Here is a 26,118-nt window from a genome sequence, read left to right on the forward strand (position 1 = left end):
CCTCCGCCCAGGGGTGTGCGTCGAAAAACAGGTTTCCATCCCCCAGCAGACCCGCTAAAGCACTGGGAAAGTTTCCCACCGTCGGCCCCGTTCCTCGATCGCAGGGGCGCACGTGGGAACCCGCAACCGCCTACCACCGACCCCCAGCCCACACCGCTGATCGCCATGCAACCCTCCGAAACCCCCGTCCCGCGTACACCCAGGGCGTTCACCCTGATCGAACTGCTCGTGGTGATCGCCATCATTGCGATCCTCGCCAGCATGCTGCTGCCCGCCCTGGCCAACGCCAAGACCAAGGCCACCGGCGCCGCCTGTCTCAACAATCAGAAACAGCTCGTCCTCGGCTGGGTCCTCTACGCCTCCGACAGCGATGACTCCATCCTTTCCACCCGCTGGCATGACGGCCGCGTCGCCGTCGAACTCTACGCCGGGGGCTTCTGGCGCGGCCCCACCCCCGGCATCTCCGCCGGCATCTCCGTCAGCGAAGCCATGCGCCGCGTCGAAAACGGGCTCAGCAATTCCCCCCTGACCAAGTACACCGCCTACGGCACCTACCATTGCCCGGGCGATCTCCGCACCAAGCGCCTCCGTCCAGGCCAGGGCTGGGCCTACGACAGCTACTCCAAGGCCGACGGCATGAATGGCCTCGGCTGGGGTGGCATCACCCTCTACACGAAACAGTCCCAGATCCAGGAGGCCTCGCAGGCCATGGTCTTCATCGAGGAGGCCGATCCCCGCAGCTACAACAACGGCACCTGGGTCATCGACGTCAATCCGCCCGGTTGGGTCGATCCGTTCGCCATCTTCCATGGCAAGGTCAGCACCTTTGCCTTCGCCGATGGGCACGCCGAACTCCGCCGCTGGCTCGAAGCCAGCACCATCAAGGCCGCCACCGACTCGGCCAATGGCAAGTCCAGCTTCTACTGGTCCGGCGGCAACGCCAAGAACCGCGACTTCCGCTGGGTCTATGACCGCTACAAGCACGTCAACTGGCGCCCCCTGCCCTGACCGCCTGACCCGCCCCGCATGACTTACCGCCGCACCGACGCCACCCGCGGCCCGGTGCCCGTCCAGTCGCCTACGTCCGCCGCCCGCCCGGAACGTCCGCCGTTCCGACGGGCGGCGTGCCCATTGCCCCTTCCTGCACCCGCCATGTCCGCCCGCCTCGCCGCCCCATTCCTCGCCGCACTGTCCCTGTCCCTCGCGGCGGGAGCCGCCACCGGATCCGGCCCCTCCGTCTCCTTCAATCGCGACATCCGCCCCATCCTCTCCGACCATTGCTTCGCCTGCCACGGCCCCGACGAAAACACCCGCAAGGCCGGCCTCCGCCTCGACCTCGAATCCGACGCCCGGAAAGTTCTCCGTTCGGGCTATGCCGCCATCGTCCCCGGTCAACCCGACGAAAGCGAACTGCTCGCCCGCATCACCACCCGCCACGCCGGTGACCTGATGCCGCCGCCGGATCTAAAGAAACCCCTCACCGACGGGAAGATCGATCTGCTCCGCCAGTGGATCGCCCAGGGCGCCCCCTATGAGGGTCACTGGGCCTACAGCGCTCCCGTCCGCCCTGAGCCTCCCGAAGTCCCCAACGCCTCCTGGCCCCGATCCGATCTCGACCGCTTCGTCCTCGCCCGCCTTCACCAGGAAGGCCTCGATCCCACCCCCGAAGCGCCCAGGGAAAAACTCCTCCGCCGCGTCACCCTCGATCTCACCGGACTCCCCCCGACCGTCGAGGACCTTGATGCCTTCCTGGCGGATCCCGAACCCGACGCCTACGAGCGCGTCGTGGATCGCCTCCTCGCCTCACCCCACTACGGCGAACGCATGGCCCAGCAGTGGCTCGATCTCGCCCGCTATGGCGAAACCCAGGGCTACCACCACGACCGTCACCGCGACCTATGGCGCTGGCGGGACTGGGTCATCCAGGCCTTCAACGCCAACCAGCCCTTCGACGAGTTCACCGTCGATCAACTCGCCGGCGATCTCCTCCCCAACCCCTCCCGCGAACAACGCGTCGCCACCGGCTTTCACCGCAACGAGATGACCACGTCCGAGGGTGGCGCCCTCCCCGAGGAGTACCTCGTCAAGTACGCCGTCGGCCGCGTCGATACCACCGCCCGCGTCTGGCTCGGAAGTTCCGTGGCCTGCGCCGAGTGCCACGACCACAAGTACGACCCCATCTCCCAGCGCGATTACTACCGCTTCTTCGCCTTCTTCTACGACACCCCGGAAAACGGCCTCGATGCCGAGGAACTCAACCCGGTTCCCCGGATCACCCTGGAAACGCCCGAGCAGCGGGCCCGGGCCGACCAACTGAACCGCGAGGTCGCCGCTCTCGAAGCTTCCGAACGCCTCGTCCTTGCCGCCGATCATGCGGAGTGGGATGCCGCCCAGGCCGCCTGGGAAACCGCCCACCGGAACCGCAGCGTCCGCGGCTGGCAGCCCCTCTCCCTCGCCACGTCCCGCGTCGCCCGCACCACGTCCCTCCGTCAGGACGACGAAGCCGCACTCACCCTCCATGGCGCCCCGCACGACACCGCGACCTACGACCTTACGTTCCACACCGAAGCCCGTGACCTGCGTGGCTTCCGCCTCGAAACCCTTCCGCCGCCTTCTGACACCCGGCCGGAGCCCCCCGCCGGTGCCGACCCCGTCGTCCTTTCCCACATCACCGTCGAAATCCACAGCCGCGACCCCGAACGCGAGGTCTTCCCCGACGACGCCCCCCAAACCACCGGCTGGCTCCGGCTGGGTCCCTTCGGTGCCGCCTCCGCCAAGGACGCCTTCGACCGCGAGTTCGGACCGGAGAAGAACGCTTCCCCCGACGCCACCTTCGACAACGGCAAACTGCGCTGGACCCCGGAGAACGGGTCCAACCGTTCCGCCGACGCCCCCAGCGCCCCCGGCACCCTGGACATCGTGACGCTCCCGCCCTCGCCGGGGGCCACGTACCTCCAACGCACCCTCACCGTCCGCGAAGGGCGGCTCGTCGAAGCCCGCCTCGATCGACGCCAGGGCGTCCGCCTCTGGCTGAACGACCGACCGGTCTTCGCCCAGGCCACCCCTCCCTCCGAAGGCGCCCAGGCCGACCGCCTCGTCCTCTGGCTTCGACCCGGCACCAACCGGCTCCTCGTCAAGGCGGTCCATGCCACCGAAGGGGACACCGTCGCCCTTCACCTGACCGGCGATCCCGTCACCACGGCACCCCTCGACCTCGCCGCCGCCGCCGCCGATCATCACGCGGGCGACCACCATCCCAAGGGTCTCCTCGATCCCCGGCCTGAAACCGGCTGGTCCGTCGGAGCCTCGCCCGCCACGGCCCACGCCGCCTTCCTTCGCACCCACGAGACGTTCGGGTTCAAGGGCGGCACCGGGATCCGCGTGCGCCTCACCTTCCGCGGGCACACCGGCGCCGGCGACTGGGATCGCATCCGCCTGTCGGTCACCGACTCCCCCACCCTCGCCGAGTTCATCGATCTCCCCGATCCCATCCGCGCCTCGCTCCTCGCCGAGTCCGCCAATCTCGATGCCGCCCGGAGATCCGCCCTGCGCCGTTTCTACCGCGAACAACACGTCCCCGAAGCCGCGCAAGCCCGTCAACTGCTCACCACCAAACGGCAGGAACGCGACCAGTTCGTCCGCACCTGGCCCACCGCGATGGTGATGCAGGCCGCCTCCCCCGCCCGCGAAACCCACATCCGGATCCGTGGCGAATACGACAACCTCGGCGAAAAGGTCCCGCCCGGCGTTCCCGAAGCCCTGTTCCCATGGTCTGAGGACCTTCCCCCCAATCGCCTCGGTCTGGCCCGCTGGCTCACCGATCCCCGCCATCCCCTCACCGCCCGTGTGGTCGTCAATCAGTACTGGCAGAAGTATTTCGGAACCGGGCTGGTGAAGACCTCCGAGGACTTCGGATTCCAGGGCGAATGGCCCAGCCACCCGGAACTCCTCGACTGGCTGGCCACCGAATTCCTCCGCACCGGCTGGGACATCAAGGCCATGCAGCGCCTCATCGTCACGTCCGCCACCTACCGCCAGGATTCCGTGATCTCCCGCGATCGCCTCGAACAGGATCCCGAAAACCGCCTGCTCACCCGCGGTCCCCGCTTCCGCCTGGATGCCGAAAACATCCGCGATCTCGCCATGGCGGCGAGCGGCCTGCTTCACCCGAAGATCGGCGGCCCGAGCGTCTTTCCCTATCAACCCCCCGGCCTCTGGGGCCAGGTCGCCTTCGAAGGCACCCGCGATTACGTCCAGAGCGAGGGCCCCGACAACTACCGCCGCGGCCTTTACACCTACTGGCGCCGCTCCATCCCCTACGCCTCCTTCACCCTCTTCGACGCCCCCAGCCGCGAGGTCTGCACGGTGCGCCGGCCCCGCACCAACACCCCCCTCCAGGCGCTCGCCCTGATGAACGACCCGGTCTATGTCGAGGCCGCCCGCGCCCTCGCCCACCGCGTCCTCACCCACGGCGGCTCCACCACCCGCGACCGCGTCCGCTACGCCTTCACCCTCGTCCTCGGACGCCGGCCCGCTCCCGCCGAAGTCGCCCTTCTCACCGCCGCCTTCGACCGCGAATTCAGCCAGTTCGCCGCCGATCGCGAAGCCGCCAACCGCCTCATCCACGTCGGCGCCTCCCGGCCTCCCGTGGATGTGGATATCGCCGAACTCGCCGCCTGGACCATCGTGGCCAGCACGCTTCTCAACCTCGACGAAGCCATCACCCGCGGCTGAACCCTTCCAACCTGCCCAACCCCTGACCGCGATGCTCCCCCCCCTGCCCCACGAAATCGCCCGATCCCTCAGCCGCCGCGCCTTCTTCCGCCGTTCCGGCCTGGGCCTCGGAGCCATGGCCCTCGGCACCCTGCTCGGCGACGACCTCCGCGCCGCCACCCCCGGCGCTGGCGTGGCCCAGTCCCCGTACCACCACGCTCCGACCGCCAAACGCATCATCTATCTCTTTCAGTCCGGCGCCCCCTCCCACCTCGACCTGTTCGATCCCAAGCCCCGGCTCACCGAGATGACCGGGCTCGATCTGCCGGATTCGGTGCGCATGGGGCAGCGCATCACCGGCATGACCAGCGGACAGAAGAACCTTTTCTGTGTCGGCTCGGCCTTCCCGTTCTCCCGACGCGGCCAGTGCGGCATGGAACTGTCCAACATCCTCCCCCACCTCGGGAACATCGCCGACGACATCTGCCTCCTCCGGGCGGTCCACACCGACCCCATCAATCACGACCCGGCGGTCACCTACCTGTTCACCGGCCATCAGCAGCCCGGACGTCCCACCCTGGGTGCCTGGGCCAGCTACGGCCTGGGCAGCGAGAACCAGGATCTCCCCGCCTTCATCGTCCTCCTCTCCGGCAGCGGCGGTCAGTCCCTCCAGACCCGCTACTGGGGTTCCGGCTTTCTTCCCAGCCGCCACCAGGGCGTCCAGTTCCGGGGCGCCGGCGATCCCGTCCTCTTCTTCTCCAACCCGCCCGGCTTCAGCGAACGCGCCCGCCGCGCCATGCTCGACGATCTCCAGTCCCTCAACCGCCTCCAGTCCGAGGTTGTGGGCGACCCCGAGATCGACACCCGCATCCAGGCCTACGAGATGGCCTTCCGCATGCAGACCAGCGTGCCGGAACTCATGGACCTCTCGAAGGAATCCGCTGAAACCCTTGAACTCTACGGAGCCAAACCCGGCGAGGCCTCCTACGCCAACAACTGCCTCCTCGCACGCCGCCTCGTCGAACGCGGGGTCCGGTTCGTGAAGCTCATCCACCGCGACTGGGATCACCACGGCGGCCTCCCCTCCGGCATCCGCCACCAGGCCCACCTCACCGACCGCGCCAGCGCCGCCCTCATCCAGGACCTCAAACGCCGCGGTCTCCTCGATGACACCCTCGTCGTCTGGGGCGGCGAGTTCGGTCGCACCGCCTACTGCCAGGGAGAACTCCGCAAGGACAACTTCGGCCGCGATCATCATCCCCGATGCTATTCCATCTGGATGGCTGGCGGCGGCATCCGGCCCGGGCACGTCCATGGGGAAACCGACGACCTCGGCTACAACATCGTCCGCGACGGCGTCCACATCCACGACCTCCACGCCACCCTCCTCCATTGCCTCGGCATCGACCACGAACGCCTGACCTTCCGGTTCCAGGGACGCGACTTCCGCCTGACCGATGTGGCCGGCAAGGTGGTCCGGCCCATCCTTGCCTGAACCCGCGCCTCGCAGGCTTGGCCATAGCGTGTCGGGGCAGGCCATGGGAGCACGGCTCTGGGGTGTGTCTGAGGCCGGCTGAAGCCAGGACATCGATGGGGGAGGCACCGGAACCACAGCGGTGCCACAACTCCCTGCGCCTTCAGGCACACTCCTTCGGTGATCTGCCGCATCCCCATCGTGGGAACGGTCCGCGCGGCAGCCATCCCCCTTCCCCGGCGCCCGTCCTGCCGGAATCACCTCCGGACGTCCCCCTCGACAGCCGCTCCGCACACCTCCTCCCGCCATCCCATCTAGCCAGATAGCCGATCCTAGTCGGTCCGGCATTATATTATTGACGCTCCGCGCCCCTGAGATCTGCAGCAAGTCAGGCAATCCATAATCGTTATCATGTCAGGCTCACCATGGTTGACACGATTCTACCCGGTACTCCTCGAAGTGCCAGATGGCCGCTGGGCGTGACCTGATCGCAGATCGTCAACAATACAATGTCAGTCCTATTATTTATAGGGTCACCATTATTACACGGCCCGGATTGCCATTGCCTCGATCGGGATCGGTCCGCAGCGTGCGCGGACGTCTGATGAACACGTTGTCTCGATGGGACTTCTCGCGATGGCTGCTGGCCGCGGCGGGGCTGATGCTGGGTGGCGCTCGAGGCGGACAGGCCGAGGAGGAGAGTCGCTGGTCCCGCGGGTTTGGGGAACCCGGTTTGACCTCGGCGGTCCACGCGATGATTGCCGACGGGAACCGGGTTTTTGTCGGAGGCGATTTCGGGCTGCGGTTGTGGGATGGGCAGGCCTGGAACGGCGTGGGGGGCGACGTGGACGGAGCTGTGTACGCCCTGGCGCGGGTCGAGGAGGGGATTGTGGTCGGGGGACGGTTTGACCGGGTGGGTTCGGTCGTGGCGCGCAACATCGCGTTGTGGGACGGGCAACGCTGGCATCCTCTGGGCTCCGGCGTGGACGCGCCCGTGTTCGCGGTGGCGGGAGGTTTGGGGACCGTGGTGGCGACCGGGAATTTCCGGGAGGCGGGCGGGGTGCCGGTGCGGTTCGTGGCCCGCTGGGAGTTTGGGGAATGGCACGCGCTTGAAGGGGACGAGGCGGAGGGCTTGGACAGTTCCGGGGAGGCAATCGCCCTGGGTCCCGGCGGCGAGGTGGTGGTGGCGGGTTGGTTCACCGAGGCCGGCGGCGTGCCGGCCTTGGGTGTGGCGGAATGGGATGGAACGACCTGGTCGGCATGGGGGGACGGGTTGGAACGAGAAGGGTTGGCAGGACCCATGCCCGGTCAGGGGCTGGCGTTGGGACGGGACGACGAGGGCTGGTGGGTGGCGGGTCAGTTCGTCCGAGCGGGCGGTGTGACGGTGAACCACGTGGCCCGTTGGGACGGTCACGCCTGGTCGGCGCTGGGGGATGGGCTCCTGGGCCCTCCCGGGTCGCCCAACACCCAGGTGACGGCCTTGGTTCGGACACGCGAGGGTTGGGTGGCTGCCGGGGAGTTCGCGAGGTCGGGTGACCGGCCGGTGGTCGGCCTCGCCCGTTGGGATGGCGCAGCCTGGCAACCTCGGGCGGATGACGGGGAACCGCAGGGAGGCGTGTCGCGCCTGGCGACGACTTCGGATGGCGCGTTGTATCTGGGTGGCCGGTTCACCCGGTTGGGAGCGGCCGTGACGGGTTTGGGGATCGCCCGGTTCCGGGAGGGACGATTCGAGGCTCTGGGCGACGGCGTCGTGGGCAGCGTGCTGACCCTGGTACCGGACGGCGATGAAGCCGTGCTGGCGGGGGGCCAGTTCGCCCACGGCGGCGGGCAGGTCCTGGGCGGTGTGGGGCGATGGACCGGGAATCGCTGGGAAGCCCTGGGGGAAGGCGTGGAGGGGGTGGTGCACGCGGCGACCCGGTTGGCGGACGGATCGGTGGTGGTCGGCGGAGGATTGGAGAGCGCCGGCGGCGAAGCAGTCCGCGGTCTCGCCCGCTGGGACGGCCGATCGTGGTCGGGCTGGGATCCACCGCTGGGCGGTCCCAACGTGGAGGTGACCGCCCTGGCGCCGGCCGGGGCCGGATTCTTTGTCGGTGGCGGCTTTACCGAGGCCGGGGGAATCCCAACGCGGAATGTCGGGTATTGGAACGGCTCGGCCTGGGAATCCCTGGGCACCCCGGAGGTCCAGGGAGTGAACGGACGCGTGGAGACGCTCGTGGTGCAGGGGGACGACCTGTTCGTGGGCGGGTGGTTCACCGAAGCCGGAGGTCAACCAGCCACCGGATTGGCCCGGTGGCGCCGCCTGGAGGGTCGGTGGGAGGGATCGACGGGGCTGGACCCATTCGTCGGTTCGGAGACGGTGGCCGTGCATGCCCTCGCGCCATGGCAGGGCGGGATCGTCCTGGGCGGCCGCTTCCGCGTCGCCGGGGACGGAGGAACGGCCGGGCATCTGGCGTTCTGGGACGGCCAGCACGTGGGTCCGGTGAATGGCCGGATCGAGGTTTCGTTGGGCGGACCTGTTCACGCCCTGGCGGTGGACGGAGCAGACCTCTATGTGGGCGGGAACTTCGAGCAAGCAGGCGGGGCTTTGGCACCGGGTGTGGCGCGATGGAACGCGGCCGGAGGTTGGGCCTCGCTCGAGGAGGGCATCGCCAGCCCGGTCCGGGCGCTGGCGGTGGCGGCACGACGTCTGGTGGCGGGCGGAGAGTTCCAACGGGCAGGGCGCGTGCCTTCCCACGGCCTGGCGGAGTGGCGAATCGAGGCCACCGAACCCGCCTTGATTTGGACCAGCCCTTCCCCGGGCGCCGTGGTGCCGGCAGGCGAACCCATCCCAATGCAAGTGGACCTCCTGCGGCTCGACCCGGCGACCGTGGCGCGAGTGGAGTTTTACCGGGGTCTCGCAGTCCTCGGGTCGGCAAGCGAACCGCCCTTCGCCTGGACATGGACCACGGCGCGCCCCGGCGAACATGAGCTGCGGGCGGTGGCGGTGCACGGCGACGGACGCACGGTCGAGTCGGGCGTCCGTCGTGTCATCGTGGCACCGCCATTGGACAACCTCCCGCCCCAGGTGTCCCTGGTCAGCCCGACGAACCAGCAGGTCTTGGTTCGGGGCGAGCCGTGGACGTTGCAGGCGACGGCATTGGACCTGGATGGCGAGGTGGTGCGCGTGGAATTCCTGGTGGGCCAGGAGCAGGTGGGCGTGGCCACGCGTGCCCCATACCGCGTGCCGGGTCCACCTCGGGCGGCTGGGGTGCATGAGGCCTGGGCCCGGGCCCATGACGACGCCGGTGCGGTGGGGGTCTCGCCCCGCGTCCGGTTCGTCGTGCGCGAACCGAACCTCCCGCCCATTGTCGAGTTCATCGCCCCGCGCGAACCGGTGTACGAGCAACCCGCCCCGGTGGTGTTCGTGGCCCGGGCGGAGGACTACGACGGCGAACTTCTGTCGGTCGAATTCGGGGTGGACGACCGGGTGTTGGTTCAGTTGCCCCCCCGGCCGGACTGGGCGGAATACCGGTACTCATGGACCAACGCGCCGGTGGGCACCTACCAGCCGTGGGTGGTGGCCATCGACCGCGAAGGAGCCATCACCCGCCAGGAGTTGCCCGCGTTTCGGGTGGAACCTCCCAATCAACCGCCCGTCGTTCGCCTGGTCCGGCCCGGTGCAGGCCAGGTCCTCACCGGCCCGACCAACCTCGTGGTGCGCCTCGAGGCTTCCGATCCCGACGGAGAGGTCGTCGAAGTCCGCCTGTGGGTGGATGAAACCCTCGCAGGTCATGCGCCGGGGCCGGTGGCGGACCTCGTCCTGACGAACCTGACGGACGGCACCTACTGTCTGGCCGGGGAGGTGACCGATAACCGGGGGGCAACGGTCCGGACCGAGGCGGTCTGCATCACGGTGGTCACGCGGGCGGAGCGGTATCGGATGGTGGACCTCGGCGCGTGGACGGGCACGCGGGACAGCCGGGCGGAAGCGATCAACGTCCATGGCGAGGTGACCGGGTATGCGCCCATGGGCGACGTGGCGGACAAAGCCTTTGGAATGGCCCATCATCCGGTCCTGGGGACCCGGTTCCAGTTCATGCCGGACCCGGTGGGGGCGGCGCCGTCTTCCATTGTCCGCACCTACGGGTTCGCCATCAACCGGCATGGCGAGGTGGCGGGGTTCGCCTCCGGCATTGGGGATCAGGATGTGGCGGTCCGGTTCGGCGTTGCCGGATCCGAAATCCTGGGATCCCTGGACGGCTCCGGGGGCCGTGCGACGGCGCTGGGGATCAATGATCGGGGCGACGTCGTGGGGCGGAGTTACGCCGACCTGGGCGAGGGTCCACGCACGCTGGCCTTTGTGGTTCAGGACGGCGTCATGCGTGCGCTGCCCGCCGCCGGGGTGGGCACCAGCGAGGCGGTCGCCATCAACGATCAAGGATGGATTGCCGGCACCATGGAAGGCATTGGAGGTCGCCAGGCGTTTCTTTACGAGGCGGGCTCCGGGGCGGCGGCGTTGACGGGCCTGGGATTGCCCGGCCCGGGCTACGCCGCCAGCGAGGCGACGTCCATCAATCGGCACCGGCAGGTGGCCGGGGCGGCCTGGCCCCTTCAGGGCGAACGCCGCGCCTTCATTCATGCGGACGGGGCGTGGCGGGCGCTGGGATCGCTGGGCGGGGGATCCGGAGTGGCCCTGGATCTCAACGACCACGGCCTCGTGGTGGGGCACAGCATCAATTACCGGACCGAACGCCACGCCTGCCTGTGGATCGACGACGTGGCCCATGACCTCAACCACCTCGTCGTCGGCCCGGCCCCGCTGCGCCTGATCGAGGCCACCGGGATCAATGACCGGGGTTGGATCGTCGCCTGGGGCGTCCGCGTGGTGGGCAACCAGGAGCAGCGCCGCGCCGCCCTGTTGCTGCCGTCTCCCGCCGTCGCCACGCCCGATCCCCCGGTACTGAACCGGCAGACCGGCCTGTTCGAACAACGCGTGTCCTTCCAGGTGCCCGGCCCAAACCCGCACCCGGTGGCGCGCCTGCTGCTGGGCGACCTGCCGCCGGGCATCGAGTTCCGCCAGGCCCGGAACGGTGCGGACGGTCCCTACGTCGAGGCTGAGGGGCCTTGGGAGCCGGGCGATGTCGTGTCGTTCGTGCTCGAGTATTACGCAGCGGATCGCCGGCCGTTCACGCCCCCGATCCTGTTGGCGGATCTGACGCCTCCCGCGGTGCTCGCGGAGGCGGGAGCAGGAACGCCGGTGGTCACCCGGGTGCTGCGGTTGCGTGACGGGGCGGTGCTGGTCGAGTTCCCCACGCTGGCCGGCCGGGAGTACATCGTGGAAACCAGTGATGACGCCGAGCGCTGGTGGACCGTTTCGCCGCCGCTCGCGGGCACCGGTCAGCGGGTTCAGTGGTTGGACCAGGGCCCGCCCAAGACACCGCCCCTGACCACGGCGCAACGATTCTACCGGGTGTTCCTGGTACCCGGGACGGCGGACAAACAGCCATGACACCCCCCGCTGCATCCATCATGAACGCCCTCCCGCCCGGCCTGCTGACCCTCGGACTCGTGGCCGCCTTCGGCCTGGCACCAACCGATCTTCACGCCAGCGAAGGGCAACGCCACCGGATCGGGATCAACACCCGGATCGCATTCCGCGTGGAGGCCACGTTCCGAAACCTCGGCGAGTATCGCAGCCCGATGAACCCCGGTCCGGAGCGTGGCGGCGGCACGGACCGGTTCTACGAGGACGGCTTCGTTCGCGTGGATGCTTCAGGCAACGCCGATGGCGGAACCTGGTACTGGGGTTACGAGGATTCCGAACGCCAGGTCGTGGGCGACACCGTGCAGATGCAGGTCCTCGAGGCTCCGGGCGGATTGACGTCGTCGGTCCACGACGATCCACATGCCGGAGTGGAACTGCGGTATGGCTACGTGTGGCGATCGGATCCTCGCGCCCTCTGGCTCCTGGAGGCCGCCCTCGGCTGGACGGAGTTCGACTTCACCGACCGGCGGACGCTGACGGGACCGGCCCGGCGGACCGTCGATACCTTCCCGCTCGACGGCGTGGTGCCGCCCTGGGCCGCGCCGGCGGAACCCTACTCCGGGTCCTTCGCGGGGCCCGGCCCGATTCTGGGCGATGCGCCGATCCGGACTTCCGAGACACGACCCGACGGCCTGGTGCTGGAGGGGGAACGCCGGTTGCGGACGAGCCTGGGCACGCTGCGCCTTGGGCCGGCCGTCGAGGTGCCGTGGACGGAGCAGTGGTCGGCCCAGTTCGGCGCCGGATTGGCCCTGGCGTTGGCGGACGGCGAATTCACCCGGTCGGAGACCTTGTCCCCCTGGGCCGGGCCTCCGGTGCGACGGTCGGGTGGAACCTCCGACACGGAGTTCCTGGTGGGGGCGTACGCGGAGGGGTTGGTCCATGTCACATGGCCCCGCGGGTTCGGCCTGTTCGCCGGAGCGCAATACCAGTATCTCCCAGATTTCCGGCAGGCATTGGAGGGACAGGAAGCTGTCGTGCGGTTCAGCCGCGGGTTTTTCCTGATCGCGGGCCTGCGTTACGGGTTTTGAGCGGCATCGGAGCGGAGCCGCCGTGGAGGAGTGACGTCCGGGTTGGTCGGAACGTACCGCCCGCCGGCGCACGTTCGGGTGCCCGAATCGCCGTTGACCGCCACCGCGAGGGTCCCGCATGGTCCCAAACGTTCTATGGCGCCTCATTCCTGCCGGTTCGGTCCTGACCTTCCCCCCGCTCCGCCCGCCCACCGTGGCCGGCGCACCGAACGCCCCCCCCTTCCCCGATCGTGCCCCTTCCGATCCGTCCTGTCCGCATTCCTCCTGCTCGCCGTCACCCTCCCGGGACGCACCGAGGTGATCTACGACAACTTCGCCAACACCCTTGTCTCGTTTGTCTCCCGCCCCGAGGAATTCGGCGACGAAATCCGCTTCGCCGGCTCGGCCCGCGTCATCACCGCGATGACCTTCGAGGTCGTCGGCGAACGGGACCTCCCCTCCGAGGCGCGGGCCGTCTTCCGCATCTATCGCAACAACGGCCCGATTCCGGCTCCGCCCGATCCCGCCATCCCCACTCCCGGCGAACTTCTCTACGAAAGCCACCCGATTCCCCTTCTTCCCGGCATTCAGACCCTCCGAATCACGGACATCGACGTTCCGGTGCCCAACGTGGTGGTCTGGACCGTCGAGTTCCTCAACACCCCGGCCCTGGCCGGAGAACGCGCCGGTCTTCAGGTCTATTTTCCACCCACCGTCGGCAGGACCTTCCGCGACTACTGGGTGCGCGACCCTGACTCCTTCCGCCTCTACCTCCTGGGCGACGGATTGCCCGCGGCCTTCGGCGCCCGGTTCGAAGCCCAACCGGACCCGCCCGTGCTCGTCACTGCCGCCGCTCATCCCGATGGCCGCCCGCTCCTGACCATCACCGGTCCGATCGGCTCGGAGCACATTCTCGAGGCATCCTCCGATTCCCAAAACTGGCGCGCCCTCGGCATCGTCAGCCTGGCCACCACCAATGCCTCCAGCTTCCTCGCGGACAGCGTCCCCAACGGCACCGAACAATTCTACCGGACCCGCCCATCCCCCTTCCCCGGCCGCACCGTTCTGGTGAAAGGCATCCAGCGTTCCGAATCCGGCGCCTCCCTCCTCACTCTCGAAGGTCCCGCCGGTTCCGAAACGGTCGTCGAGGCGTCGCCCGACGGCCGGCAGTGGCGCCCCCTCGACATCGTCCGCTTTCCGCAACCCATCGTCACCTACGAGGACGCCACCCCTCCCTCCGGCCAGCTCCGTCTCTATCGCACGCGCCGTCCGCAACACTTCGGCGCCCTCTACCTCATCCGCAGTGTGGTGCCCCAATCCGACGGCTCGGCCATCCTGACCGCCATCGGCCGTCCGAGCATCCAGTCGGTCACCGTCGAGGCCACCAGCGACTACCAAACCTGGTCCCCGGTGGGAACCATCCGCTTTGACACCGAGGAGGCGACGTTCGTCGATCCCAGCCCGGCGGCGTCCGGACGCATCTACCGCCTGCGCATCTAACTCAGCCCACTGACTCAGCCCAACCCGATCACCCGACGCACCGCGTCCCGGGTCGGCGCCACCACCGTCGGGCGGTAATCCGCCTGCTTCAACGCCGTGTCAGGATCCTTCAGACCGTGTCCGGTCATCGTGGCCGTCACCACACTGCCGGCCGGGATCTGACCGGCCTTGGCACATCGGATCAACCCCGCCAGGGGCGCTGCGCACGCCGGCTCCACAAAAACGCCCTCCATCCGGGCCACCCGGCGGTAGGCGTCCAGGATCTCCTCGTCGGTCACCTTGTCGATGCGTCCCGAAGACGCGCGCACCGCCTCAACCGCCCCCTCCCAGCTGGCCGGGTTTCCAATCCGGATCGCCGTCGCCACGGTCTGCGGGTCCGCCACCGGCTTGCCGTCCACAATCGGCGCCGCCCCCGCCGCCTGCCAGCCGAACATGCGGGGCAGCCGGTCGGCCATGCCGGCCGCATGGTACTCCCGGAACCCGCGCCAGTACGCCGTGATGTTGCCCGCATTGCCGACCGGCAGGAAATGGAAGTCGGGCGCCCGCCCCAACTGGTCGCAGATCTCGAACGCCGCCGTCTTCTGGCCCTCGATCCGCACCGGATTGATGCTGTTGACCACCTCCACCTCTCCAGTCTCCCCCAGCTCGCGGACAATCCGCAGCGCCTCGTCGAAGTTGCCCTCGATGGCAATGGTCGTGGCCCCGTACATCAGCGCCTGCGCCAGCTTTCCCAACGCGATGTTGCCGTGCGGCAGCACCACCACACACCGCAGCCCGCCCCGCGCCGCGTACGCCGCCGCACTGGCCGAGGTGTTCCCCGTGCTCGCGCAAATCACCGCCTGCGACCCACGTTCCTTCGCCTTCGAAACCGCCACCGTCATCCCCCGGTCCTTGAACGACGCCGTCGGATGCGTGGCCTCGTACTTGAGGTGCAGCTCGAAGTCCCACCCCATCTCCCGCACCAGCCGGTCCGCCCGGATCAACGGCGTGTTGCCCTCCAGCAGGGTCACCACCGGCGTCGCGTCGCTCACCGGCAAACGCGAACGATAGCGGTGAATGATGCCCTGCCACGCCGGTGGAGGCGGGGTCATCTCAAAGGTCGATTTCACGGAAGATTGCGTCCCACTCACAAAAACGTCTCCACCCGGAACAGCGCCGGTTCCGCCTTCACCACCGGCAGACGCCGGATCGCCCGGATCGCCAGGTCCACCGCCGATCGCCGGGCATCATGCAGCATGAAGATCAGCGGCACACTCTCCCCCTCGTGCCCTTCAGGTTGAATCACCGACGAAATCCCGATCTGCTGCCGCGCCAGGATCGCCGCCACCCGGGCCAGCACCCCCGGCCGGTCCGTCACCCAAAGCCTCAGGTAGTGGCTCGACACCACCTCCCCCGCCGGAAGCACCGCCCCGTTCCGTTCGTGGGGCACAAACGGCGGCACCCGGTCGTGCGCCCCGCACCTCATGTCCAGGGCCGCGTCCGCCAGATCGCTCAGCACCGCGCTGGCCGTCGCCTCCCGACCCGCCCCGCGCCCGTAAAACAGCGTGTCCCCCACAATGTCGCCCCGCAGGAACACCGCGTTGTACACCCCGCCCACACTGGCCAGCACATGACCGTTCGGCACCAGCGTCGGCCCCACCGTGACGCTGACCCGGGGCCCGGACACCGTCCCCCTTCGCCCGCGGCCGGCACCCCGCCCGCTCCGTGGCGCGTCCACCGGCTTGATCGCCGACAACAGCTTGATCGTGTATCCGAGCTGCTCCGCAAACTCCATGTCCAGGGGCGTGATCCCGCGGATCCCCTCCACCGCCACCTCGCGCACATCCACCCAGAACCCGTGCGCCAGCGAGGCCAGAATCCCCGTCTTGTGCAACGCATCCGTCCCGTCCACATCCAGCGACGGTTCCGCCTCCGCATACCCCAGCCGCTGCGCATCCGCCAGCACCGCCTCGAACTCCCCCCGCTCCTCCCGCATCCGCGTCAGGATGTAATTGCAGGTCCCGTTCAGAATTCCGAACGCCCGGGTGATGCGGTTCCCAATGAGGGCCTCGCGCAGCACCTTGATGATCGGAATGCCCCCCGCCACGCTGGCCTCGTAATACAACCCGGTCCCCGCCGACCTCGCCGCCGCGAACAACTCCTCCCCATGAGCCGACAAGAGGGCCTTGTTCGCCGTCACCACCGGTTTCCCCGATCGAAGCGCCTCCAGCACCATGTCCCGCGCCTGGGTGACCCCTCCCACCAGCTCCACCACGATGTGCGTCTCCGGATCCGCCACCGCCTGTCGCCAGTCCGTCGAAATCGCCTTCCGATCCACCGCCAGATTCCGCGGCTTCCGGGCATCCCGCACCACCACCCGATGCACCTTCAAGGCCAATCCCAAACGCGACGCCATCAGCGCACCGTTCCGATGCACCGCGTCCACCACCCCGCCCCCCACCGTCCCCGCACCCAGTATCGCCACGTTCACCTGCCGCATAAGGGACGCGCAGCCTGCCGTGTCCCCCGCCACGCCAGCAAACGGAAAAACGGCGCCAACCTCACCTCCCGCTCCGCGCCTGAAATCGTGACCGCGCCGCCAACTGCTCCCACAGGTGCCGCTCCTCCTCACCGACTTCGCCCGGCATCTCGATGCCGATGACGACGTACAAATCGCCCCGCGTCCCACCGTCACCCCGTGGCAATCCCCGTCCGCGCAGTCGCAACTGCTGACCCGCCTTCGACCCCGGCGGCACCCGCAACGAAACCGGCCCCTCGAGCGTCTGCACCGGCACCGTCGCTCCAAGCACCGCCTCCCAGGGTGCCACCGGAAGATCCACCGTCAGGTCCCCCTCGCCTCCTTCGCGCACCCGGAAGTCAGGGTGCTTCGCCAGGCGCACCCGCAGGTAGAGATCCCCGGGCAGGGAGCCGGGCCGATGCTCCCCCTTGCCCGCCACCCGGATCCGTTGCCCTTCCCGAACCCCCGGCGGAATCCGCACCTGGAACCGTGTCGCCTCGCTCCGTCCCTCCCTGCCGTTTCCCCGCTGCTGGGTGATAGTCCGCACCGACCCGTGCAATACCTCGTCGAGCGCCACCATCATGTCGCTCTCCAGATCCCGACCCCGCCCGCGCCCTTCCCCCACCGATTCCTCGAACCCCTCGAACACGCCCCCTCCCCGCGCCCGTCCCCCGAACAACGCCTCGAAAAAATCGCTGAATCCCGTCCCCCCAAAGTGAAACTCGCCCCCCGCCTCCTGATCCATCCTTCCATGCCCCTGACGTCCCCGGCCCCGCCGTGCACCCCACCCGGGCGGCGGCCGAAACTCGCTGCCGGCCTTCCAGTTGGCCCCCAGTCGGTCGTACTTCCTCCGGTTCTCCGGCTGTCCCAGCACCTCGTACGCCTCGTTGATCTCCTTGAACCGATCCTCCGCCCCCCGCTTGTCCTTCGCCACGTCCGGGTGAAACTCCCTCGCCAGCCGGCGAAACGCGCGCTTGATCTCCTCGTCGCTCGCCCCCCGCGGCACCCCCAGCACCGCGTAATAGTCTTTGAACTCCACCGGCATGGCCCCCGCCATTCAACGCCCCCATGCCCCCCAATTGCAATCCGCCCGATACCCGACCGCCACAACAACCCGCCAAGCCGGGTTCCACAAGGCGGGCCATCGACTCGCGCCATCGCCGGAAGCCCCACTCCCCATTCGCAATTCCCCCTCAGCCCTCAGCCTTCAGGTCCCAGGTTTCAGCCTTCAGCCTTCAGCCTTCAGCCTTCAGGTTTCAGGTTTCAGGTTTCAGGCTTCAGCCTCGTCCACCGGCGCCCGACCGCGCCGCGGCCGCCGCAAGCTCCACTCGTCCACCAGGCCCTCGGGAATCTCCCGAAGAAACCGCGATCGATCGAGAAACTGCATCCCCATCCCGGGAGCGATCCGCATCAGGGGATACGTCAGGTACAACTCGTCTTCCGCCCGCGTCACCGCCACATAGAACAACCGCCGTTCCTCCTCCTCGCTTTCCCGCCGCTCCTTCGACCGGCGCGATGGAAAAAACTCCTCCGCCAGCATGATCACAAACACCACCCGGAACTCGAGCCCCTTGGCCTGGTGCACCGTGGACAGCCGCAACCGCTCGACCTCCGACCCCGCCGCCTCCTGCTCGGCCTCGGCCTCGAGCTGGGTCAACAGCGCCAACTGCGTCAGGAACTCCGTGAGCGACCCGAACTGGTCCCCGAACAACGCCAGTTGATCCAGGTCGTCCAGCCGGGCCGGCGCATTCGCAAACGTCTCCCGTGCATACCCCTCGTAAAACGCCTGCACCACCCGCCGGATCGCCGCCCCCGCCGTCTGCCCTTCGGCGGCCGTCTCCAGTTCCGCCACGGTGGCCGCCACCGTGGCCCACGCCGGCCCCGCCTTCTTCGGTGCCTCCCGGCCCGCCGCCACCAACGCCCGTGCCACCGGATGGCTGACGGGCACCAGCCCCTCCAGACTCTCCGCAATCGCCGTCGCCAGAACCCCCAGATAGGCATTCCACAACCGCACCGCCGCCTTCGGCCCGACCCCCGGCAAGGCCAGCGCGATCCGCTTGAAAGCCGTCTCGTCCGACGGATTCGCCACCAGCCGCAACCAGGCCGTGACGTCCTTGATGTGCGCCTGCTCGAAGAACCGCAGTCCGCTGGTGATCACGTAGGGCACGCCGCGCCGCGTCAGTTCGAGCTGCAATTCCAGGGCGTGAAAGTGCGACCGGTACAGCACCGCGATCCGCGACAACGGCACTCCGTTCCCCGCCAGTTCCGTCGCCCGCTGCGCCACGAACGCCGCCTGCTGCGAACCGTCGTCGCACGCCAGCAGCACCGGCTTCGGCCCCGACGCCCGGGCCGGCGTGAGTTTCTTCTCGAACTGCTCCCGGTTGCCGGCAATCGCCGCGTTGGCCACCGCCAGGATCTCCGGTGTGCTCCGGTAGTTCACCTCGACCTTGAACACCTGCGCCCCCGGATACCGCCCGGGGAAGTCGAGAATGTTGCGGAAGTTCGCCCCCCTCCACGAATAGATGCTCTGCGAATCGTCCCCCACCGCCATCAGATTCCCATGCCCGGCCACCAGCCGGTCGATCAGATCGGCCTGGATCCGGTTCGTGTCCTGGTACTCGTCCACCAGCACCCACTGGAACCGGTGCCGGTACCGCTCCGCCACCTCCCCGTGCTCCTCGAGCAGCTTCAGCCACAACGCCAGCAGATCGTCGAAATCCATCGCATTGCTGGCCTGCTTGCGCTCGGCGTACCGTCCCACCACCCCCTTGATCCAGTCCGCCGCCTCCAGCCAGTCCCCATGGTCCCGCTCGATCACGTCCGCCAGGTCCCGCCGCTCGTTCACCGCCCGTGAATGCATGTTCACCAGCAGCTCGGCCTTGGGCGCCGGCGACGGTCCCTCCCCCGGCTCCTCCGCCAGGCACGCCTTCATCAACTGTTCCGAGTCTTCCCGGTCCAGAATCGTAAAGTCCCCCCGGTACCCCAGCCGCTCCGCGTTCGACCGCAGAATCCGCGCCCCGATCGAATGAAAGGTCCCCCCCCAAAGCCCCGCCACCTCCGACCCCAGCAGTTCCCCCACTCGCCCCATCATCTCCCGCGCCGCCTTGTTCGTGAACGTCAACAGCAGAATCCGCTCCGCCGGCACCCCGCCCTCCATCAAATACGCCACCCGGTACGTCAGCGTCCGCGTCTTCCCCGATCCCGCCCCCGCCAGCACCAATGCCGGACCCGGCCCCGCCGTCACCGCCGCATGCTGCTGGACATTCAGCTCGCCCGCGTAGTCGATCCGATACGCCGGCTCCTGCGCCGCCCCCCGAAGCTCGTACTCGCGCGCCATCCCCGGATCAAACCTGTTCCCCGCCCCGTTGGCACGCCTCACCTGCCCCCTCGCCCAGGATCGCCCGGCACCGCTCCACCGCCCGCCGATATCGCTCCGCCGTGGACGGCGAAACCACCGCCTTCCAAGCCCCCGTCACCCGCCCCCGCGCCTCCATCGCCGCCGCCACATCCAGCGGAAAGGCCAATCCCCCGATCGCCTCCGCCAGACTCGCCAACCGGCCCTGGGACGTCGCCGCCTTCGAGGCGTCCCCACACTTCGCCGCCCGATACACCGACACCACCCATTCCGGAACCGCGTTCGCCAGACCCGACACCACCCCATTGGCCCCGTGCGCCAGCGCGTCGGCAATCCGCGTGTCCGCTCCCGTGATCACCACGAAGCCCTTCTCCCGACCCAGCTCCGCCAGCTCCCGATGGTACCCGAACGGCGCCCCGCTCTGCTTCACCGCCACCACCCGCACCCGCTCCGCCACCGCCGCCACCATCCCCAGTTCCAGCCGATGCCCCGTCCGTTCCGGAAAATTATACAACACCAGCGGCAGCCCCGACGCCTCGGCACCCCGCACCAGAAACTCCACCACGTCCTCCCTCGCCGATTCGAAAAACCAGGGTGGCAGCAACGCCACCGCAGCCGCCCCCACCGCCCGCGAATGCCGCCCCAAGGCCGCCACCCGAAGCGGACTCACATCGCTGCAGTTCGCGATGATGGGCCATCCCGGCGCCGCCTCCGCCACCCGCGTCAGCACTTCCCGGCGCACCCCCATCTCCAGATGCACAAACTCCCCGGTGCTCCCCAGTACCATCGCCCCGTCCGCCCCCGCCCCCCGGAGAAACCGCACCTGATCCGCCAGGGCTTCCGCCAACAACGCCCCCCCGGCATCCGTCGGGGTCCATAGCGCGGGGTACACCCCGCCATTCGCCAGTATCATGAAATAAAATAACCCTCCCCAAAGGGCCCTCCGGGGTCCTGCGCTCCGTCCCTCGCCGTACCCTCAATGGCCCATTCGCCCGTTCGCCCATTCCCGCGTCCGCCCGCTCAGGCCGCCACCCGCACCGGCCGCCGCGCCCGGATGATCAGCACCATGTCGTCCATCAACGCCAGCCGTTGCCGCTTGAACATCTCCACCGTCTCGTCGCACTTCGGTTCGATGTTCTCGTCAGCCAGGCGGATCTGGTGGTCCACCTCGCGGTATTTTCCCATCAACTCCTGAAACTTCGGGTCGGTGGCCATCAGGAAGTTGATGTCCTCCCGGTACTCCGGGAGCTCGTCGGCGAGGTGGTGGAAGAGTTTGTGCATAAGCCTGAACCTGTGACGCCGCATTCATAGGCCCGCCACCCCGGGGTGGCCAGCCAAAGATTGCCCGATTTCACCCTTCCTGTGCCCTCGGGCCGCATCTCCATGGTGTCGGCGATTCGATCGGTCGAGGAATACGACGAGGGGACCCTCGGGGTCGGGGTCGGTATCGGAATCGAACCGGAACAAACTCCGGGGAAACGCGAAACTTTTTGGCCCCTGTCGATACCGATTCTACGAGTGCGACCCCGACCCCGATTCCGTTGCACCCTCCGACATCTCGGAGATGCGCCCGGGCCCCCGCCACCCGCGACTTCGCCCTCGCTCCGTTCCCATCCCGTTGCTACAGTGCCGGCGTGACTTCTCCCCGCTGGCCATGGCTCGTCCTCGCCTGCCTGACCGCGGCCTGCGATTCCCACCGGCCAAGTCATGCGGCCGATACCGACGCCACCATCCTCGCCCGTCAACGCATGGTCCGTCAGCAACTCGAAGGCCTCGGACGCGACATCACCAACCGCCACGTCCTCGACGCCATGCGCGCCGTGCCCCGCCATGAACTGGTCCCCCCCGAGGTCCGGGCCGGCGCCTACGGCGATCATCCGCTTCCCATCGGCTACGGCCAGACCATCTCCCAGCCCTACATCGTGGCCTTCATGACCCAGGTCCTCGATCCCTCCCCCTCCGACCGGGTCCTCGAAATCGGCACGGGCTCCGGTTACCAGGCCGCCGTCCTCGCCCACCTCGTCCGCCATGTGTACACCATCGAGATCGTCGATGCCCTGGCCCGCCGCGCCGAAGCCGATCTCCTCCGCCTCGGCTACACCAACATCACCGTCCGCTCCGGCGATGGCCATCGCGGCTGGCCCGAGGCCGCCCCCTTCGACGCCATCATCGTCACCTGCGCCCCCGATCGCATCCCGCCCGCCCTCGTGGACCAGCTCAAGGACGGGGGCCGCATGATCATCCCCGTCGGCACCCCCGCCACCGGTCAGGACCTCTACCTCCTCCGCAAAGTCGGCCCGCGGGTCGAGCGCCGTGCCGTCCTGCCCGTCCGGTTCGTTCCCATGACCGGCACCCCCCAGGACCCCGCCTCCACGCCGGAACCCTGACCGGCCACGTCCCCCGGCGTCTCTCGTCGCTCCAGATTCCATCCTTCCCATCCCGAAGTGGCCCCTTCCCGAACGGACCCGAACCCAGCCCCGCCGCCGTCGGCCTCAACGCCAGCCCCGCGTTCCCTCGGGGTGCTCAGCGCCACCACCCTGGTGGTCGCCACCATGATCGGCACCGGGGTCTTCACCACCAGCGGCTTCACCCTCGCCGATCTGCAGTCGCCCTGGCTGGTCCTGACCGCCTGGGTCCTCGGCGGCATCATCGCCACCCTCGGCGCCCTGAGCTACGGAGCCCTCGCCCGGCGCCTGCCCGAATCGGGGGGCGAATACCTCTTCCTTTCCCGCACGCTTCATCCTGCTGCGGGATACATCGCCGGATGGATCTCCTTCTTCGCCGGCTTCTCCGCACCCCTCGCCGCCTCGGCCATCGCCTTCGGACAACACTCTCGCGCCTGGTGGCCGGACCTTCCCCAGCTCTGGACCGCCACCGCCCTCGTTGTCGCCTGTGCCGCGCTCCACGCCGTCAGCGTCCGCCGCGGCATGTGGCTCCATAACGCCGCCGTCCTCCTCAAACTGCTGGTCATCGCCATCTTCATCGCCACCGCCGCCTCCCATTTCCCGGGGCGCGACCCGCTTCCCCCCACGCCCTCCCCCCACGCGTCCTTCCCCTGGACCGCCTTCGCCGTGTCCCTGATCTGGATCTCCTTCAGCTACGCCGGCTGGAACGCCGCAGTCTATGTCGGCGGCGAAGTCCGCCAACCCGAACGCAACCTCCCTCGCGCCCTCCTCCTCGGCACCGGCCTGGTCACCGCCATCTACCTCGCCCTCAATGCCGTCTTCGTCTTCTCCGCGCCCGTCCCCGAACTCGCCGGTCAACTCGACATCGGCGTGGTGTCCGCCCGCGCCCTCGGAGGGGAAACCCTCGCCCAATTCGTCGCCGGCCTGATCTCCCTGGTCCTCATCGCCCACATCTCCGGCATGACCATGGCCGGCCCGCGTGTGTACGCCCGCATGGCGGCGGACGGCTATCTGCCCCGCGTTCTCGCCCCCGTCGAAGGCCCGCCCCGTGTCGCCATCCTCCTCCAGACAGTCGCCACCCTGATCATGCTCTGGCTGGCGGCCTATGACCGCCTCCTCACCTACATCGGCTTCACCCTCAGCCTCAGTACCGCTGCCACGGTGGCCGGCCTCATGATCCTTCGCCGCCGCGAAGGCCCCTCCTTCCGCGTTCCCGGCTGGCCCTGGGTGCCCTCCCTGTTCCTTGTCCTCACCCTCGCCGTCGCCGCCTTCAGCGCCCTCCGTCGCCCCGGCGAAAGCCTCGCCGGTCTCGCCGTGCTGGCCTTCGGCTGGGCCGCCTGGGCCCTCACCCGCCGCCGCACCGCCCCTCCAACCCCCTGAATTCCGTTCCCGCCCCGACCTCCCCCGCCATGGCCCCGACCGACCACCCCACGCCCCCCCCTCCCGTCCCCGATCCCAACCTCGCCGATCTCCGCATCGACTACACCCTCGCCGCCCTCCGCGAGGAAGACCTCGCCCCCGATCCCTTTTCCCAGTTCGGTCTCTGGTTCAACCAGGCCTGCCAGGCCAACCTGCTCGAACCCAACGCCATGACCGTCGCCACCGTGGACGATTCGGGCTGCCCCGCCGTCCGCACCGTCCTTCTCAAGCACTGGGACCACCGCGGCTTCGTCTTCTTCACCAACCTCGAGAGCCGCAAAGCCGGCCACCTCGCCGCCAATCCCAACGTCGCCCTCCTCTTCGCCTGGCTCCCCCTCCAACGCCAGCTCGCCATCCGGGGCACCGCCGAACGGACCAGCACCGCCGAGGTCCTCGCCTACTTCGCCAAACGCCCCTTCGGCTCCCAACTCGCCGCCTGGGCGTCCCCCCAAAGCCGGATCATCTCCACCCGCGCCCTCCTCGAAGCCAAATGGGAGGAACTCAAACGCAAGTTCCGCGAAGGCCAGGTCCCCCTTCCCTCCTTCTGGGGCGGATTCCGCGTGGTCCCCCGCGACTTCGAATTCTGGCAGGGCGGCGCCAGCCGTCTCCACGACCGCTTCCTCTACTCCCGCACCTCCCCCGGCACCTGGCGCATCGATCGCCTCGCGCCCTGACCCCCCCCTGCCTCCCCAACCCTGGGCGCAACCCATATTGCTAATGCCAGGATTCCATTTGCATAAGATTCACTTTTTTATGCATTGCCAGCCGCCTGCCGCATCAGGCACCCTTGACCGGCGATGAACGCTGAACTCCTCAATCTCCTCGGACCCGACGCCGATGCGCTGCTCCAGTACTCGGCCAAGGTCCCCAAGACCCAGCTCCACCTCCCAGGTCCGGATTTCGTGGACCGCATCTTCGTCCACTCCGACCGCAACAACCGCGTCCTGGGCAACCTCCAGCGCCTTTACGGTCACGGGCGCCTCGGCGGCTCCGGCTACCTCTCGATCCTGCCCGTGGACCAGGGCATCGAACACTCGGCCGGCGCCTCCTTCGCCCGCAACCCCGCCTACTTCGACCCCGAAAACATCGTCCGCCTCGCCGTCGAGGGCGGCTGCAACGCCGTCTGCTCCACCTTCGGCGTCCTCGGCCTCCTCTCCCGCAAGTGGGCCCACCGCATCCCCTTCCTGGTCAAGATCAACCACAACGAACTCCTCACCCTCCCCAACCGCTTCGACCAGGTCCTCTTTGGCACGGTCGAACAGGCCGCCGACCTCGGCGCCGCCGCTGTCGGGGCCACGATCTACTTCGGCTCCCCCGAAAGCACCCGCCAGATCGTCGAGGTCAGTGAAGCCTTCGCCCTCGCCCACGAACTCGGCATGGCCACCGTCCTCTGGTGCTATCTCCGCAACCCGGGCTTCAAGAAGGACAAGGACTACCATCTTTCCGCCGATCTCACCGGCCAGGCCAATCACCTGGGCGTCACCATCCAGGCCGACATCATCAAGCAGAAGCTCCCTGAGAATAACGGCGGTTACACAGCCATCGGTTCCGGCTACGGCAAGACCGACAAACGGGTCTATTCCGACCTCACCACCGATCACCCCATCGACCTCTGCCGCTATCAGGTGATCAACTGCTATATGGGCCGCATCGGCCTCATCAACAGCGGCGGCGCCTCCGGCGAGAACGACTTCGCCGAGGCCGTCAAAACCGCCGTCGTCAACAAGCGCGCCGGCGGCAGCGGCCTCATCTCCGGTCGTAAAGCCTTCCAACGCCCCATGAACGAGGGCGTCCGCCTCCTTAACCTCATCCAGGACGTGTACCTCGACCCGGCGATCTCCATCGCCTGAGGCTTCCCCCCTTCCCTCGTCCCGAACGTCGCCGCCCATCCGGACCCTGCGGACCCTGCCCCTGCCCGGATGCGGCGGCAGGAAAGATAATGGGACTGACATTGTACTGTTGACGCCCCGCGACAGGGTCATCTCAAGCGAGCCAATGAAATTCACACCGGCACCGGGGGGGCACCGGGCTGGAGCCCGCCGTCAAAAATTAAGTGCCTGACTTTTAATTGCCAGGGGCGTCAACAATAAAAGTCAAAGGTAAAAGTTAATGCGCCTGACGTATTGTTCTTGATGGGTAGAACTTTCCAAACCAACACCCAACAAGAGTCGAACTTCTGCCTTCGATTGGGTGCGGTCGGGTGTACCGCGTGAGGATCCGTTCA

Annotated in this window: 16 protein-coding genes; 10 read left to right on the forward strand and 6 right to left on the reverse strand. The window is 68.4% G+C overall.

Annotated elements, in window-relative coordinates; all coding sequences use genetic code 11:
• The first annotated feature begins 165 nt into the window (after positions 1–165).
• The 6 genes from KF833_10280 to KF833_10305 all read left to right on the forward strand — a co-directional run bounded on the left by KF833_10280 (position 166) and on the right by KF833_10305 (position 14,218).
• Positions 166–1,008 carry a type II secretion system protein gene (locus KF833_10280; protein ID MBX3745683.1) on the forward strand — a complete coding sequence of 281 codons (843 nt, stop codon included), beginning with the start codon at positions 166–168 and terminating at the stop codon, positions 1,006–1,008.
• Positions 1,009–1,026: 18 nt separating this feature from the next.
• Entirely contained in the window at positions 1,027–4,734 is a 3,708-nt protein-coding gene (locus KF833_10285) for a PSD1 domain-containing protein (GenBank protein ID MBX3745684.1), read from the forward strand.
• A 31-nt stretch (positions 4,735–4,765) separates the two neighbouring features.
• Positions 4,766–6,208 carry a DUF1501 domain-containing protein gene (locus tag KF833_10290; GenBank protein MBX3745685.1) on the forward strand — a complete coding sequence of 481 codons (1,443 nt, stop codon included), beginning with the start codon at positions 4,766–4,768 and terminating at the stop codon, positions 6,206–6,208.
• A gap of 583 nt (positions 6,209–6,791) precedes the next feature.
• Positions 6,792–11,675, forward strand: a complete 4,884-nt coding sequence (locus KF833_10295) for a hypothetical protein (protein MBX3745686.1) — start codon at positions 6,792–6,794, stop codon at positions 11,673–11,675.
• A gap of 20 nt (positions 11,676–11,695) precedes the next feature.
• On the forward strand, positions 11,696–12,739 hold the full coding sequence (locus KF833_10300) for a hypothetical protein (protein MBX3745687.1): 1,044 nt from the start codon (positions 11,696–11,698) through the stop codon (positions 12,737–12,739).
• Positions 12,740–12,874: 135 nt separating this feature from the next.
• Entirely contained in the window at positions 12,875–14,218 is a 1,344-nt protein-coding gene (locus tag KF833_10305; protein MBX3745688.1) for a hypothetical protein, read from the forward strand.
• A gap of 14 nt (positions 14,219–14,232) precedes the next feature.
• Here the strand turns inward: KF833_10305 and KF833_10310 are convergent, their stop codons facing one another.
• The 6 genes from KF833_10310 to KF833_10335 all read right to left on the reverse strand — a co-directional run bounded on the left by KF833_10310 (position 14,233) and on the right by KF833_10335 (position 21,351).
• Positions 14,233–15,309, reverse strand: a complete 1,077-nt coding sequence (locus KF833_10310; protein ID MBX3745689.1) for a threonine synthase — start codon at positions 15,307–15,309, stop codon at positions 14,233–14,235.
• Between the two features lie 35 nt (positions 15,310–15,344).
• Entirely contained in the window at positions 15,345–16,697 is a 1,353-nt protein-coding gene (locus tag KF833_10315; GenBank protein MBX3745690.1) for a homoserine dehydrogenase, read from the reverse strand.
• Positions 16,698–16,758: 61 nt separating this feature from the next.
• Positions 16,759–17,760 (reverse strand): J domain-containing protein, encoded by a 1,002-nt coding sequence (locus tag KF833_10320; protein MBX3745691.1) that lies wholly within the window; start codon positions 17,758–17,760, stop codon positions 16,759–16,761.
• A 225-nt stretch (positions 17,761–17,985) separates the two neighbouring features.
• Entirely contained in the window at positions 17,986–20,052 is a 2,067-nt protein-coding gene (locus KF833_10325) for an ATP-dependent helicase (GenBank protein MBX3745692.1), read from the reverse strand.
• Between the two features lie 7 nt (positions 20,053–20,059).
• Positions 20,060–20,983: a dihydrodipicolinate synthase family protein gene (locus tag KF833_10330; GenBank protein MBX3745693.1), complete on the reverse strand. Its 924-nt coding sequence runs from the start codon at positions 20,981–20,983 to the stop codon at positions 20,060–20,062.
• A 107-nt stretch (positions 20,984–21,090) separates the two neighbouring features.
• Positions 21,091–21,351 carry a DUF465 domain-containing protein gene (locus KF833_10335; GenBank protein ID MBX3745694.1) on the reverse strand — a complete coding sequence of 87 codons (261 nt, stop codon included), beginning with the start codon at positions 21,349–21,351 and terminating at the stop codon, positions 21,091–21,093.
• A gap of 467 nt (positions 21,352–21,818) precedes the next feature.
• On the opposite strand from KF833_10335, the gene KF833_10340 reads away from it, so the two are divergent.
• The 4 genes from KF833_10340 to KF833_10355 all read left to right on the forward strand — a co-directional run bounded on the left by KF833_10340 (position 21,819) and on the right by KF833_10355 (position 25,744).
• Complete coding sequence (locus KF833_10340) at positions 21,819–22,457, forward strand: protein-L-isoaspartate(D-aspartate) O-methyltransferase (protein MBX3745695.1); 639 nt, start codon at positions 21,819–21,821, stop codon at positions 22,455–22,457.
• A 132-nt stretch (positions 22,458–22,589) separates the two neighbouring features.
• Positions 22,590–23,855, forward strand: coding sequence for an amino acid permease (locus tag KF833_10345; protein ID MBX3745696.1), 1,266 nt, complete (start codon positions 22,590–22,592; stop codon positions 23,853–23,855).
• Positions 23,856–23,884: 29 nt separating this feature from the next.
• Positions 23,885–24,568, forward strand: coding sequence for a pyridoxamine 5'-phosphate oxidase (gene pdxH / locus KF833_10350; protein MBX3745697.1), 684 nt, complete (start codon positions 23,885–23,887; stop codon positions 24,566–24,568).
• 123 nt (positions 24,569–24,691) lie between these two features.
• The gene (locus tag KF833_10355; GenBank protein ID MBX3745698.1) at positions 24,692–25,744 is read left to right on the forward strand and encodes a class I fructose-bisphosphate aldolase; all 1,053 of its coding nucleotides are present in this window, start codon (positions 24,692–24,694) and stop codon (positions 25,742–25,744) included.
• Positions 25,745–26,118: the final 374 nt, after the last annotated feature.

The sequence above is a fragment of the Verrucomicrobiia bacterium genome, assembly GCA_019634625.1.
Taxonomy (GTDB): Bacteria; Verrucomicrobiota; Verrucomicrobiia; order Limisphaerales; family CAIMTB01; genus CAIMTB01.